Consider the following 14,296-nt stretch of genomic DNA (forward strand, 5'->3'; position numbering starts at 1 on the left):
GTCGTGAGCGAGCACGAGTACGACCTCATCGTCATCGGTTCGGGCCCCGGCGGGCAGAAGGCCGCGATCGCCGCGGCGAAGCTCGGCAAGAAGGTGGCGGTCGTCGACCGGCACGACATGGTCGGCGGGGTGTGCGTCAACACCGGCACGATCCCGTCCAAGACGCTGCGCGAGGCCGTGCTCTACCTGACCGGCATGAACCAGCGCGAGCTCTACGGCGCGAGCTACCGCGTCAAGCAGGACATCACCATCGCCGACCTGCTCGCGCGCACCCAGCACGTCGTCGGGCGCGAGGTCCAGGTCGTGCGCGCGCAACTGATGCGCAACCACATCGACCTGGTCGACGGCACCGGCTCGTTCACCGACCCGCACACCGTGCTGGTCGAGGGCCGCCACCGCGGCGACCGGCGGACGCTGTCGGCCGACCACGTCGTCATCGCCACCGGCACCCGGCCGGCGCGGCCGAAGCAGGTCGACTTCGACGCCGCCCGCGTGCTCGACTCCGACGAGATCCTGCGGCTCGAGCAGATCCCGTCCTCGCTGGTCGTGGTGGGCGCCGGGGTGATCGGGATCGAGTACGCGTCGATGTTCGCCGCGCTCGGATCGCGGGTCACCGTCGTCGAGCAGCGCGACCACATGCTCGACTTCTGCGACCCGGAGATCGTCGAGTCGCTCAAGTTCCAGCTGCGCGACCTCGGCGTCACGTTCCGCTTCGGCGAGAAGGTCGCGGACGTGGCGGTGAACGACCACGCGACGATCACGACCCTGGTCAGCGGCAAGCGCATCCCCGCCGACGGCGTGATGTACTCGGCGGGCCGCCAGGGCATGACCGGCGAGCTCAACCTCGAGGCGGCGGGCCTGACGGCGGACGAACGCGGCAGGCTGGCGGTCGACGAGAACTACCGCACGGCGGTCCCGCACATCTACGCGGTCGGCGACGTGATCGGCTTCCCGGCACTGGCGGCGACGTCGATGGACCAGGGCAGGCTCGCGGCCTACCACGCGTTCGGCGAGCCGGCGCACGAGCTGGGCGCGCTGCAGCCGATCGGCATCTACACGATCCCGGAGATCTCGTACGTCGGCGCGACCGAGGCCCAGCTGACGTCGTCGTCGGTGCCGTACGAGGTGGGCATCGCCCGCTACCGCGAGCTGGCACGCGGCCAGATCACGGGCGACAGCTACGGCATGCTCAAGCTCCTGGTGTCCACGGCCGACCGGAAACTCCTCGGCGTCCACGTGTTCGGCACGGGCGCAACGGACCTGGTCCACATCGGACAGGCGGTGATGGGCTGCGGCGGCACGGTCGACTACCTGGTGGACGCGGTGTTCAACTACCCGACGCTCTCGGAGGCGTACAAGGTCGCGGCACTGGACGCGACCAACAAGATCCGGGCGCTGGAGCGGTTTTCCTGAGCCGCCGGGCCGGGACCTCATGAAAGGGTCGTTCAGTGCGTCCGACGTCATGAACGACTCTTTCATGACATCCGGGCCCGGCCGGCCTCGTCCCAGCCGTCACAGCAGCACCACCGGAACCACGTGATCCGCTGGTCCCGAACCGGTTTGACACCTGTCTAGAACATATGTTCGACTGACGCCGTGCGATGGGATCGGCAGCGGACAGAGGAGGGTGAACCGGCACTGCCCGGGCTCGAGGGCCTGGTGCGATCGGTGCGGTCACCGGAATTCGACGGCGTCACCTTTCACGAGGTGCACGCGCGATCGGTGCTGAACAAGGTGCCCGCCGGCTCCGGCGTGCCGTTCGGCTGGACCGTCAACCCCTACCGCGGCTGCTCCCACGCCTGCACCTACTGCCTCGAGGGCGGCACCCGGATCCTGATGGCCGACGGCCGCACGAAGGCGTTGTCCGACCTGAAGGTCGGCGACGAGATCTACGGCACCCGCGGCCACGGCGCGTCCCGGCGCCTGGTGCCGACGCGCGTCGAAGCGCACTGGACGACCCTGCGCGCGGCCTACCGCGTCACCCTCGAAGACGGCACGCGGCTCGTCGCCGGTGGGGATCACCGGTTCCTCACGAGCAAGGGCTGGAAGCACGTCACCGGCAGCAAGTTCGGCGCCGCGCAGCGGCCGCACCTGGAGCCCGGCACCGAGCTGATCGGCGTCGGCCGGTTCGCGCCGACGCCGGACGAGACGCTCGGCTACCGGGCCGGCTACCTCTGCGGGATGCTGCGCTCCGGCGGGTTCGCCGCCGAGCCGGACGCCGCCGCGCGCGCACTGCGCTACCTGCCGGACTTCGGGGCGTCGGTGGGTTTCCTCAAGGTGCCGCCGGACCCGGACGCCCACTGGCAGCGCGGGTTCCTCGCCGGCGTCTTCGACATCGCCGGCGACTACGGCCGCGGCGTCCTCGCCGTGGCGCACGACGAGCCCGAGATCGCCGACGCCTTCGTCGCCGCGCTCGCCCGCTTCGGCTTCGCCCACCAGGTCGACGAAGTGCCGAAGTTCCCGACGCGCCAGGAGGTCCGGCTGCTCGGCGGCGTCGGCGAGGTGCTGCGGTTCTTCCACGTGAGCAACCCCGCGGTGGGGTGGAAGCGGTCGCTGGAAGGCGCGGTGATCGGCGCGAGCCGCCGCCGCGTGCAGGCGATCGAGCCGCTGGGCCTGCAACTGCCGCTGTTCGACATCACCACCGGCACCGGCGACTTCGTGGCCGACGGCGTGGTGTCGCACAACTGCTTCGCCCGCAACACCCACACCTACCTCGACTTCGACGCCGGCCGCGACTTCGACACCCAGGTGGTCGTCAAGATCAACGCCCCCCAGGTGCTGGCCGCGCAGCTGAAGAAGCCGTCGTGGCGGCGCGAGCACGTCGCGATGGGCACCAACACCGACCCCTACCAGCGCGCCGAGGGCCGCTACCGGCTGATGCCCGGCATCATCACGGCGCTGGCGCGGTCCGGCACGCCGCTGTCGGTGCTGACCAAGGGCACGGTGCTGGCCAGGGACCTGCCGCTGCTGCGTGACGTCGCCCGCGACGTGCCGGTCGGGCTCGCGGTGTCGATCGCCCTGCTCGACGAGGAGCTGCAGCACCGCCTCGAGCCGGGCACGCCGAGCCCGCGAGCGCGGCTGGAGCTGGTCCGCAAGGCACGCGAGGCCGGGCTGCCGTGCTCGGTGCTGGTGGCACCGGTCCTGCCCTGGCTGACCGACTCGGAGGAGGCACTCGACGCGCTGTTCGCCCGGCTCGCCGACGTCGGCGCGACGAGCGTGACGGCGTTCGCGCTCCACCTGCGCCCCGGTGCGCGCGAGTGGTTCGGCCGCTGGCTGGCGGGCACGCACCCGGAGCTCGTCCCGCGGTACCGGGAGCTGTACGCGCGGGGCAGTTACGTCCGGAAGGCCTATCGCGAGGGGCTGGCGGAGCGGGTGGGGCCGCTGTTGCGGCGGCACGGCCTGGACCGCAAGAGCGGGTTCGACGCGCGGGCCCCGGAGCTGCCGGCGCCCGCGGCGGCACCGGTGGAGCAGCTGCGCCTGCTGTGACGTGTGAGCAGGAGCCGGTGGCCGCGATCTCCGAGCTGTCACCGACGTCATGAAAGAGTCGTTCATGACGTCAGACGTCATGAACGACTCTTTCATGACGTTCGAGCCCGGTGCCGAGGGCCGGCCGCCGGTCCTCAGTGGACCCACCGGGTGACCTACTGGGCCGTTCGGGGCTTTCCCGGCCCCGTGTCTTCGGTTTGCGGCAAAATGTCCGGTCGTGTCGTTGTCGTCCCACCTCACCGGCGCCTAACGTCGAGGGGATCGATCCCGGAAGGAGCCGGACGGTGACGACCTCGCAGACCGACCGTGTCGCGGCTGCCCGGCTCGCCTGGGCCGCGCTGAAGCTGACCCGGGCCGGCCGGCACCCGGTGGGCGTCGACCGGCTCGCCGCGACCGTCGGCGTCGCCCCGGCCGAAGCGCGGCGGCTCGTCGAGCTGATCGGGTTCACCCTGCACCGCGACCTCGTCTCGACCGGGCCCGCACCGCGCGGCGCCCACCACCGCCTCGAGCCTGCCGAAGGCACCCTCGGCGCGGGTCCGGACGGCACGGTCGACATGTTCCTGCTCGCCATCGCGACCGGCGAGCGCGTCCACGCCGCGTCCGTCTGCCCGGTCACCGGGACGCGCATCCGCATCGAGCTGGTGTCGCAGGCGATCATGCTGGTCGACCCGCCGACGGCCGTGGTCGCGGCGGTCGACCTCGGGTTCGGGCTGGACGGCGTCGACGCGATGGCGTGCGCGGGCCAGCCGTTCTTCGCCTCCGCGTCCGCGGCGGCGAGCTGGCTGGTGGCGCACCCGGGCGGGCGCATCTACCAGGTGGCCGCCTACCTGGCCCAGGCCCACCGGCTGGTCGCGGCGCTGGAGACCCGGCCCAAGTACGTCCTCTGACCACCGCGCGGAGCCAGCCTGCCGACGTCGTACGCTGTGACATTCGGGGCTTCGCCCCGAGCCGGGGGCTCTGCCACCCGGACCCCCGAAAGCAATGTGTGGTTCGTTAGCCTTCAAGCAGCTAGAACCACCCATGTCGAAGGAGAGCAGTCGCAGTGCTCCGCACCCATCAAGCCGGCACCCTGCGTGCCGGGCAGGCCGGACAGACCGTCACCCTCACCGGATGGGTGGCCCGGCGGCGCGATCACGGCGGCGTCATCTTCATCGACCTCCGCGATGCCAGCGGCGTCGCCCAGGTCGTCTTCCGCGAAGGCGAGATGGCCGAGCGCGCCCACGCGCTGCGGTCGGAGTTCTGCGTGAAGATCGTCGGCGAGGTCGCGAAGCGGCCCGAGGGCAACGCCAACGCCGAGATCCCCACCGGCGAGATCGAGGTCCTCGCGACCGAGCTCGAGGTGCTCTCCGAGTCCGCGCCGCTGCCGTTCCCGATCGACGACCGCGTCGACGTCGGCGAAGAGGTCCGCCTCAAGCACCGCTACCTCGACCTGCGCCGCAGCGGCCCGGCCGCGGCCATGCGGCTGCGCAGCGAGGTCAGCCGCGCCGCGCGCGAGGTGCTGCACGCCCAGGACTTCGTCGAGATCGAGACCCCGACGATGACCCGCTCGACGCCCGAAGGCGCGCGCGACTTCCTGGTCCCGGCCCGGCTCAAGCCCGGCTCCTGGTACGCGCTGCCGCAGTCGCCGCAGCTGTTCAAGCAGCTGCTCATGGTCGGCGGCATGGAGCGCTACTACCAGATCGCCCGCTGCTACCGCGACGAAGACTTCCGCGCCGACCGGCAGCCGGAGTTCACCCAGCTCGACATCGAGATGAGCTTCGTCGAGCAGGACGACGTCATCGCGCTCGGCGAGGACATCGTCTCCGCGCTGTGGAAGCTGATCGGCCACGAGATCCCGCGGCCCATCCCGCGCATCACCTACCACGAGGCCATGGCCAAGTACGGCTCCGACAAGCCGGACCTGCGCTTCGACCTCGAGATCACCGACATGACGGAGTTCTTCGCCGACACGCCCTTCCGCGTGTTCCAGGCCCCGTACGTCGGCGCGGTCGTCATGGCGGGCGGCGCCGACCAGCCGCGGCGCCAGCTCGACGCGTGGCAGGAGTGGGCGAAGCAGCGCGGCGCCCGCGGCCTCGCGTACATCCTCGTCAACGAAGACGGCACGCTCGGCGGCCCGGTCGCCAAGAACCTGTCCGAGACCGAGCGGGAGAACGTCGCCGCCGCGGCGGGCGCCAAGGCCGGCGACTGCATCTTCTTCTCCGCCGGCAAGGCCGCGTCGACGCAGCCGCTGCTCGGCGCCGCGCGCGACGAGATCGGCAAGCGGCTCGGCCTGATCGACGAGAACGCCTGGTCGTTCGTGTGGGTCGTCGACGCGCCGCTGTTCGCGCCGGTCGAGGACATCGGCGACGACGTCGCCGTCGGCTCCGGCAAGTGGACGGCGGTGCACCACGCGTTCACCTCGCCGACCCCGGAGTGGATCGACAAGTTCGAGCAGGACCCGGGCAACGCGCTCGCCTACGCCTACGACATCGTCTGCAACGGCAACGAGATCGGCGGCGGCTCGATCCGTATCCACCGCGGCGACGTCCAGAAGCGCGTCTTCTCGCTGATGGGCCTCGGCGAGGAGGAGGCGCAGGAGAAGTTCGGCTTCCTGCTCGACGCCTTCCAGTTCGGCCCCCCGCCGCACGGCGGCATCGCGTTCGGCTGGGACCGGATCGTCATGCTGCTGGCCAAGGCCGACTCGCTGCGTGACGTGATCGCGTTCCCGAAGACCGGCGGCGGCTACGACCCGCTGACCGCGGCGCCGGCGCCGATCACCGCGCAGCAGCGCAAGGAGGCCGGGATCGACGCGAAACCGGCCGCCGCCCCGCAGAACTAGTGCTGCACCTGAGGGCCGTGTGCCCGCCGGACAAGACCGCCGAGGCGCTCGACATCCTGCGGGCCCACGCCGGCACCGCGCACCTCATCGTGCACCGCGGTGCCGCCGTGGACCCCGCGGGTGACCTGGTCGAGGCCGACATCGCCCGCGAGGCCGCGGACGAGATCGTCGACGCCCTGTGCGGGCTCGACCTCGACCACACCGGCGGGATCACGCTCGAAGCACTCGACACCGCGCTGTCCGACGCCGCCGACAAGGCGGAAGAGACGGCGCCGGGCGAAGCGGCGGACGCCGTCGTGTGGCAGGAACTGCTCGGCCGCACGGGTGAGGAGTCGCGGCTGAACGTGACGTTCCTGGCGTTCCTCACCATCGCCTGCCTGCTCGCGGCCGTCGGCGTGCTCACGAACTCCGCGGTGACGATCGTCGGCGCGATGGTCGTCGGCCCGGAGTTCGGGCCGCTGGCCGCGCTCGCCGTCGGCCTGGTGCTGCGGCACTGGCAGCTGGTCCGGCAGGCCGCGGTCGCGTTGTGCGCCGGGTTCCCGGCGGCGATGGTGGTCACCCTGGGTGGTGCGCTGCTCGTCCGCGTGACGGACGTCTTCGGCGCGGACGCGTTCCGGCTGGACCGGAACCACGAGGTCGACTTCGTGTTCTCCGTCGGCGTGCCGTCCCTGGTCGTCGCGATGCTCGCCGGTGCCGCCGGGATGCTCGCGATGACGTCGGCGAAGTCGGCCGCGCTGGTGGGTGTCTTCATCTCCGTGACCACGGTGCCGGCCGCGGGCTACGCGGTCGTCGCGGCCGTGGCGGGGGAGTGGAGCCGGTGCCTCCAGTCCGTCGGGCAGCTGCTGGTCAACCTTCTCGGAATCGTTGCAGCTGCGGCCATTGTGTTGATCGTGCGCCGGAATGGGCAACGTTCACGGGTGGAAATGCGTCCGCTTTCACGCGGGTGACCCGTCTCCGGGTGGGATGCCCTTTTTTGTCCGGATGTCAGTAGTCATGGTTGCTCAGTCACGAGTAGGGTCGGTGACAATGACAGTCGACACCTCCTCCGCCGGCGACGCTGGAGTCGGGGCAGGAGCCGAGCAGCTTGCCCTCGCCGCGGCGGTCACGGCGGGCGAGTCCGTTCTTTCACGCCGGTTCGGCAGCGCGATCACCCTGGTGGCGCCCGAGGACCTGGCGGGGAGCGGGCCGGCCACGGTGGTCCGCGCGCGGGTGGTGTCGTCGTTCGCGCTGCCGCGCACGCTCGTCATCAAGCACTACCCGCAGCGGCCGGAGTCCGGTGCCGACCCGTTCGCCCAGGAGGCGGTCAGCTACCAGCTGTTCACGGCGCTGGCGCCGGACGAGCGGATGTGCCCGGAGCTGGTGGCCCACGACGGCCGCGACCGCGTGCTCGTGCTGGAGGACCTCGGCCGCACGCCGACGCTGGAGGACAAGCTCTACGCGCGTGACTCCCGCGCGGCCGAGCGGGCGCTGCTGTCCTGGGCCCGCTCGCTGGGCAGGCTGCACGCGAGCACGGCGGGCCGCGAGGCCGACTTCAACGCGCTGCTGCGGCGCCTCGGCGGCCCGGCGAAGAGCGACGCGGACGACGTCGACGCGTTGTGCGCGCGGGTGCCGTCCCTGATCCAGAAGCGCCTGGGCATCCCGGTGCCTTCCGATGTTCTCGCGCAAGTGACGGCGGCGGTCGAACAGTCACGGGCGGCGGGGTTCCGGGCGTTCAGCCCGGTCGAGCTGAGCCCGGACAACAACCTCGTGACGGGCCAGGGCGTCCGGTTCCTCGACTTCGAGAACGGCCGGGTCCGATCGGCCCTGGTCGACGCAGCCCACCTGCGGCTGCCGTTCGCGAGCTGGCCCGACGCGCTCGCCCTCCCGGCCGGGATGAGCGAGGCGATGATCGCGGCCTGGCGGGCCGAGGTGGTCGGGGTGTGGCCCGCCTTCGCCGACGACGAGGTCCTGGCCGGGCACTTGACGTCGAGCGAGCTGCTGCGGGTGTGGCTGATCACCGGGGAGGAGCTGGAGTCCCTGAACCTGGCCCGGCACGCCGCCCCGGTCAGCCGCGAGGCGGCTTTCGTGACCTGGTGGCGCGATTTGGCCAAGCATGCCGGATATGTCCGGATGACGGCTGTTTCGGAGTTCGCCGCCCGGGTCGCCGCGGCTTTGGCTGCGAGGTTGGGGCCGCACGCTGATTTGGCGTTCTATCCCGCGTTTCGGTGAGTTCGGGCTCGATGGTTTTGCCGTGGTTCCCGTCGACCCGAACGCCGGATCGTGCTGAAGCGGCTGTGTATCGGTTCGGCAGGGGGGTGTGGCCGGAGGTGGGCGCGCTGCGCCCCCGCCCCCTGGCCCCGCCCTCGCGTGGGGCGCCTCCGGGCGCCCCAATGTGGCGTTCGGTGCGTTGAGCGCACCCAATGTGGCGTTCGGTGCGTTGAGCGCACCCAATGTGGCGTTCGGTGCGTTGAGCGCACCCAATGTGGCGTTCGGTGCGTTGAGCGCACCCAATGTGGCGTTCGGTGCGTTGAGGGAAGCTGTGAGGTGGGCGTCAAGAATTAGGCGCCGTGTCGCAACCGCGTTACCTCACTCTCACCGGGTGTGAGCCTGCGTGGCCGATCGTCGTGGGCGTGACCGTGATGAGCGTCGATGTCACCGCCTGGCCCGAGCCTCCCGGACCGCCACTCAAACGAGCGCGGCGCCTGGCCGTTCTCGGCGACTCCACCGCCGTCGGGCTCGGGGATCCGCTTCCGCGGCGTGCCGGCTGGCGGGGCGTGGGTCCGCTGGTCGCCGCCGCGCTCGGGGTGACCGGGAGCGGCTACCTCAACCCCTCCTTCGCCGGGGCTCGGATGCGCTGCGTGCTCACCGAACAGGTGCCCGCGGCCGTCGCGCACCGGCCCGATGTGGCCCTTCTCGTCGCCGGGATGAACGACACCCTGCGGCCGGACTTCGACGCCTCGCGCATCGCCGGCGATCTCACCGAAGTCATCCGGCGGCTCCGCGCCACCGGGACCACCGTGCTGCCCGTCCGGTTCCACGACCACAGCAAGGTCTTCCGGCTCCCGGCGTCGCTCAAGCGCGCCCTCAGCGCCCGCGTCGCCGAACTCAACGCCGCCATCGACGACGTCGTCGCCCGGGAAGGCGTGCCCTGCCTCGATCTTGCACTGCTGCCCGGCGCCTACGATCTCGCCTCCTGGAGCGTCGACCGGCTGCACCCCTCCGAACTGGGACACCGCATGCTCGCGCACGGCTTCACCGGCCTGCTCGCCGAAGCCGGGTTCGCCGTGCCCGAACCGGTGAGTCTCGCCTGCAGCGGCGGGGCCCAGCCCAGCACCACGGGACACATGGGATGGCTGGTGCTCAAGGGAATCCCGTGGCTGTGGCGCCGCGGCCGCGAATTCCTGCCCTACGCCGCCGTCATCATGTGGAACTCGTTCCGCGCCCGCTGAACACCCGCAGCGCCTCCTCGTCCGAAGCCGGGTTGCGGACGAAGGAGTCCGCCCACTCCTCGATGCCGGGATACGCCGACCGCTCAGCCAGGTACCGGCACGCCGCCTCGACGTCGTACTCCGTGCGCCGCAGGCTGACGCCGTCGCCGAGCAACGCCCAGTGTGCTCCCCTTGCGCCGTAGGGCATTCCGACACTTCCCGGGTTCACCACCAGCCGGCGGTCCGCGAGCCGCACGAACGGCATGTGCGTGTGGCCGCAGACGATCGTCGACGCGGTCACGCCGTCCAGGACCTCCGCCCAGCGCTCCGGCGGCGAGTCCACCAGCACGATTTCCGTGTCGTTGCGCGGGGTCGCGTGGCAGAACAGGACGCCGTCGAGGGTCACCGTCAGCGGCAGGGCGTCGAGCAGCGGGAGGTCGGCCGGGCGCAGCTGCCGCGCCGCCCACGGGAAGATCGGGTCGGGGACGAACGTGCCGCCGGTGCGTGCCGATTCGGCCAGCTCGCGGTCGGCGTTGCCGCGCACCCACACCGCGCGGTCGCCGAGTTGCCGGAGCCGGTCGAGGGTCTCGGCCGGCATCGGCCCGGCGAGCAGGTCGCCGAGCAGCACGATCTTCTCCGCCGCCCGGACGTCCGGCTCCGCCAGGACCGCCTCCAGCGCGGGGAGGACGCCGTGGATGTCCGCCAGCACCGCCACGTTCATCCGCTCACCTTGAGGCAGGCCGAGCGCCCCGGGCGAGGGATTTCGCCCAGGGCGCAACCGGGCTATTCCGTGGTGAGCGCCAGTTCCCGCACCCCGGTCATGTTGGGGTTGACCTGGAACTTCGGCGGCTCACCCGGGATCGTGCGCAGGGCCGGGTAGCGGTCGAACAGGATGTTCAGCGCCACCCGGCCTTCCAGCCGCGCGAGCGGGGCGCCGATGCAGAAGTGGATCCCGCGGCCGAACGCCAGGTGCGGGTTCTCCGCGCGCAGCGGGTCGAACGTGTCCGGGTTGTCGAACACCCGGTCGTCGCGGTTGGCCGCCGCCACCCAGCAGAGCAGCATCTGGTCGGCAGGCACGGTGACGCCGCCGACCTCGACCTCCCGCATGGTCACGCGGGCCACCGCCGCGAACGGCGTGAGGTACCGCAGCGACTCCTCGATCATCGGCGGCACGAGCGAGCGGTCCGCGCGCACCCGCTCGTCCCACTCCCGGTGCAGGTCCAGGCACAGCACCGCGTTGCCGAGCAGCATCGTCGTGGTGATGTGGCCGGCCAGCAGCAGGATGTTCGCGAAGTTGACGACGTCGGAGCGGGACAGCCGTTCGCCGTCGAGCTCGGCCTCGACCAGCTTCGTCAGCAGGTCCTCGCGCGGCTGCTTGCGCCGCTCGTCGACGTGCACGCCGAGGTAGTCGGCAAGCGCTTTCTGGCCCTCCAGGGAGGACAGGATCGCCGCGTCCTGCTGCTCGTCCTTCTTCACCAGCGAAACCTGGTTGGCGGACTCGAACATCTTGTCCACCCAGCCCTTGAACAGGTTCCGGTCGCTCGCCGGGACCCCCAGCAGCTCGGCGATGACGATCACCGGGAGCGGGTAGGCGAGGTCCTCGACCAGCTCGAACCGGTTGCCGGCCGGGATCGCGTCCAGCAGCTCGCGGGTGATCGTGGCGATCCGCGGCTCGAGGTCCGCCACCACCTTCGGCGTGAACGCGCGGCTGACCAGCTTGCGCATCTTGTTGTGCAGCGGCGGGTCCATCTGCAGGATGCTGCCCGTCGAGATGTCGTATTCGGGGTCCGGCATCATCTCCTTCGGGACCAGCCGCGTGGTTTCGGAGGAGAACGTCGCCGGGTCGCGGAGGATCGCTTCGATCTCCGGGTGCCCGTAGACGGTCCACATCCCCAGTTCCCCGGCGAACTCGATCCGCTTTTCCGGTTGCTTCCCCCGCAGCCAGAACTGGGCCTCGTGGAGTCCCCAGGTGTCGGCCATCGTGGTGGTCATTTCCGCCCCTTTCCCCATGGGTGGCCCCGGCTCAGCCGGGTGCCTTGGTGGGATCGTGTGCGTAGATCCCGTTCCGGAAGCCCGAGACGAGCTCCTCGAGCGTCGAACTCAGTTCCGCCGCCACCTCGGCGACCGCGGCGGGATCGGGCTCCCCGGGCGGTTCGAACGCGGTGCGGATCAGGTGTGCGAGGACAGCCGCCCGCTCTTCCAGGGGGATGCCCTCGAACTCGTGCGAAACCGTGTCGCCGACGTAGAAGCCGAGGGTCGCGGCCTGCAGGGCGTAGCTCACGTGCGGGACGTCCGCGCGGATGAGCCCCCGCCGCAGCATCACTTCCTCGAAGTGCACGGTCACCTTGGCCTGCTGCTTCTTCAGGGCGAGGTCGCCGAGCGCGCCGAACATCTCGGCGTTGCCCCGCAGCATCGCCATCACCAGCGGGCGGCGGTGGGTGATGAGGAACGACCCCGGGATCATCCGGTGGGGCAGGATCATCGCCGGGTCGGCCTTGATCATGGCCAGCAGTTCGTCGGTCAGGTCGGCCGACTCCCGCATCATCAGCGCCTGGAACAGCAGCTCCTTGGTGCGCCAGTGCAGGTAGACGGTGCCCTTGCCGATGCCGACCGCGCGCGCGACGTCGTCGATCGCCACCTTGCGGTAGCCCATCCGCAGCAGCAGCTCACCCGCCGCGTCCAGGATCCGGTCGGCACGTTCGCGGTTGGGATGGCTCATGCGTCTCCACCTGTGGTTTCGTTGAGCATTTGACCTGTTGACCGGATTCGCACTTTCGGTCAACCAGTCATCACGACGGTAGCGCGCCGGCCGAGGCCGGGGCAAGCGGTTCTGTCGGTGGGTTCGGTTAACGTCATCTCTGTGGCACAGGACGAGCTCTTCACCGTGAACGCCGACATCGCGCCGCCGCCGGAGCGCACGGCGTCGAACGAGGGCGTGGAACCGCAGGCCGACCCGGCGAGTTCGCCGCTGGCCGTGCGGATGCGGCCGCGCTCGCTCGACGAGGTCGTCGGCCAGCAGCACCTGCTGCGCGAGGGGGCGCCGCTGCGGCGGCTGGTGGAGGGCGCCGCGCCGGCGTCGGTGCTGCTCTACGGCCCGCCCGGCACGGGCAAGACGACGCTGGCGAACCTGGTCTCGATCGCGACCGGGCGCCGGTTCGTCGCGATGTCGGCCCTTTCGGCGGGGGTCAAGGAGGTCCGCGGGGTCATCGAGGAGGCGCGGCGGCGGCGTCAGTACAACACCGAGAACACGGTGCTGTTCATCGACGAGGTCCACCGGTTCTCCAAGACCCAGCAGGACGCCCTGCTCGGCGCGGTCGAGGACCGCACGGTGCTGCTGGTCGCGGCGACCACCGAGAACCCGTCGTTCTCGGTGGTGTCGCCGCTGCTGTCGCGGTCGCTGGTGCTGCAGCTGCGTCCGCTGACCGATGCCGACATCACCGCGCTGATCGAGCGGGCCCTCGCCGACGAACGCGGCCTGGGCGGCGAGCTGACGCTGACCGAGGACGCGCGGGCGCACCTGGTCCGCCTCGCGGGCGGCGACGCGCGCCGTGCGCTGACGGCACTGGAGGCGGCGGCCGACGCGGCCTCGGCCACCGAGGCGAAGACGATCGACCTGGCCATCGTCGAGTCCACAGTGGACAAGGCCGCGGTCCGCTACGACCGCGACGGCGACCAGCACTACGACGTGATCAGCGCGTTCATCAAGTCGATCCGCGGGTCCGATGTGGACGCTGCGCTGCACTACCTGGCCCGGATGATCGAAGCGGGGGAGGACCCCCGGTTCCTCGCGCGGCGGCTGGTGGTGCACGCCAGCGAGGACATCGGCATGGCCGACCCGACGGCCCTGCAGTCGGCCGTGGCGGCGGCGCACGCGGTGCAGTTCATCGGCATGCCGGAGGGCAGGCTGGCGCTCGCCCAGGCGACGGTCCACCTGGCAACGGCACCGAAGTCCAACGCGGTGATCAAGGGCATCGACGCGGCACTGGCGGACGTCCGCGCGGGCCTGGCGGGAACGGTGCCGCCCCACCTGCGCGACGGGCACTACGCGGGGGCGAAGAAGCTGGGCAACGCGCAGGGGTACCGGTACCCGCACAACGTGCCGGAGGGCGTGCTGGCGCAGCAGTACCCACCGGACGAGCTGGTGGGCCGGGACTACTACGAGCCCAGCCAGCGCGGCGCCGAGCGAACGCTGGCCGAGCGGGTGCCGAAGCTGCGGCGGACGATCCGGGGGCAGTGAGGCTGTTCGAGCTGCGGGCCGCCCCGGGTGGTGATGCGCGGGCGGTGGGGTTCGGCTGCCGCCGGGCGGGCCGTTGCGGGTGGTCGGGGCGGGGCGTGCGGCGGCGGGCCTGCCCCGGGCAGTGGCGCCGGGTTCGGCTGCGCTGGGCGAGCCGTGGGCTGGCCCAGGCGGTGATGCGCGGGGGCTTGCGGTGCTGGGCGCGCGGTGGGTTGCCTCGGGTGGTGGGGCGGGATTGGCTGCGCCGGCCGAGGCGCAGGCCGCCCCGGGCGGTGGCGCCGGGTTCGGCTGCGCCGCACCAACCGCACGTACTGTCCCGGGCCGCCAGGCACCCCCGCCCAGCCTGCCGCA

At 71.5% G+C, this 14,296-nt stretch carries 11 protein-coding genes; 8 read left to right on the forward strand and 3 right to left on the reverse strand.

Going from position 1 to position 14,296, the window contains the following annotated elements:
- Positions 1–3 precede the first annotated feature (3 nt).
- From sthA to BLW76_RS17115, 7 genes are all read left to right on the forward strand, one after another.
- Positions 4–1,413, forward strand: coding sequence for a Si-specific NAD(P)(+) transhydrogenase (sthA, locus tag BLW76_RS17080; protein WP_244170193.1), 1,410 nt, complete (start codon positions 4–6; stop codon positions 1,411–1,413).
- 183 nt (positions 1,414–1,596) lie between these two features.
- The gene (locus BLW76_RS17085; RefSeq protein ID WP_208613314.1) at positions 1,597–3,486 is read left to right on the forward strand and encodes an intein-containing Rv2578c family radical SAM protein; all 1,890 of its coding nucleotides are present in this window, start codon (positions 1,597–1,599) and stop codon (positions 3,484–3,486) included.
- Positions 3,487–3,770: 284 nt separating this feature from the next.
- On the forward strand, positions 3,771–4,373 hold the full coding sequence (gene merB / locus BLW76_RS17090; RefSeq protein ID WP_091308317.1) for an organomercurial lyase: 603 nt from the start codon (positions 3,771–3,773) through the stop codon (positions 4,371–4,373).
- Between the two features lie 155 nt (positions 4,374–4,528).
- Positions 4,529–6,304, forward strand: a complete 1,776-nt coding sequence (gene aspS, locus BLW76_RS17095; protein ID WP_091308319.1) for an aspartate--tRNA ligase — start codon at positions 4,529–4,531, stop codon at positions 6,302–6,304.
- Complete coding sequence (locus BLW76_RS17100; RefSeq protein ID WP_167384635.1) at positions 6,304–7,251, forward strand: DUF389 domain-containing protein; 948 nt, start codon at positions 6,304–6,306, stop codon at positions 7,249–7,251. Before aspS ends, BLW76_RS17100 begins: the two co-directional genes overlap by 1 nt.
- 79 nt (positions 7,252–7,330) lie before the next feature.
- Entirely contained in the window at positions 7,331–8,512 is a 1,182-nt protein-coding gene (locus tag BLW76_RS17105) for a phosphotransferase (protein ID WP_091308320.1), read from the forward strand.
- Positions 8,513–8,901: 389 nt separating this feature from the next.
- On the forward strand, positions 8,902–9,732 hold the full coding sequence (locus tag BLW76_RS17115) for an SGNH/GDSL hydrolase family protein (protein ID WP_091319495.1): 831 nt from the start codon (positions 8,902–8,904) through the stop codon (positions 9,730–9,732).
- On the opposite strand, the gene BLW76_RS17120 is transcribed toward BLW76_RS17115, so the two are convergent.
- The 3 genes from BLW76_RS17120 to BLW76_RS17130 form a co-directional block, all read right to left on the reverse strand.
- Positions 9,704–10,432, reverse strand: a complete 729-nt coding sequence (locus tag BLW76_RS17120; protein ID WP_091308324.1) for a metallophosphoesterase family protein — start codon at positions 10,430–10,432, stop codon at positions 9,704–9,706. The genes BLW76_RS17115 and BLW76_RS17120 overlap by 29 nt on opposite strands.
- Positions 10,433–10,494: 62 nt before the next feature.
- The gene (locus BLW76_RS17125) at positions 10,495–11,703 is read right to left on the reverse strand and encodes a cytochrome P450 (RefSeq protein ID WP_091308326.1); all 1,209 of its coding nucleotides are present in this window, start codon (positions 11,701–11,703) and stop codon (positions 10,495–10,497) included.
- A 31-nt stretch (positions 11,704–11,734) separates the two neighbouring features.
- Positions 11,735–12,430 carry a TetR/AcrR family transcriptional regulator gene (locus BLW76_RS17130; protein WP_091308329.1) on the reverse strand — a complete coding sequence of 232 codons (696 nt, stop codon included), beginning with the start codon at positions 12,428–12,430 and terminating at the stop codon, positions 11,735–11,737.
- A gap of 141 nt (positions 12,431–12,571) precedes the next feature.
- On the opposite strand from BLW76_RS17130, the gene BLW76_RS17135 reads away from it, so the two are divergent.
- On the forward strand, positions 12,572–13,948 hold the full coding sequence (locus BLW76_RS17135) for a replication-associated recombination protein A (protein WP_091308331.1): 1,377 nt from the start codon (positions 12,572–12,574) through the stop codon (positions 13,946–13,948).
- Positions 13,949–14,296 lie beyond the last annotated feature (348 nt).

Source organism: Amycolatopsis tolypomycina, assembly GCF_900105945.1.
Classification (GTDB): Bacteria; Actinomycetota; Actinomycetes; order Mycobacteriales; family Pseudonocardiaceae; genus Amycolatopsis; species Amycolatopsis tolypomycina.

What these genes read in the sequence shown, in the direction of transcription:
- BLW76_RS17105 (WP_091308320.1), top strand. Translation starts at nt 7,331, where the DNA reads ATGACAGTCGACACCTCCTCCGCCGGCGACGCTGGAGTCGGGGCAGGA.
- BLW76_RS17120 (WP_091308324.1), bottom strand. Translation starts at nt 10,432, where the DNA reads ATGAACGTGGCGGTGCTGGCGGACATCCACGGCGTCCTCCCCGCGCTG.
- BLW76_RS17125 (WP_091308326.1), bottom strand. Translation starts at nt 11,703, where the DNA reads ATGACCACCACGATGGCCGACACCTGGGGACTCCACGAGGCCCAGTTC.
- BLW76_RS17130 (WP_091308329.1), bottom strand. Translation starts at nt 12,430, where the DNA reads ATGAGCCATCCCAACCGCGAACGTGCCGACCGGATCCTGGACGCGGCG.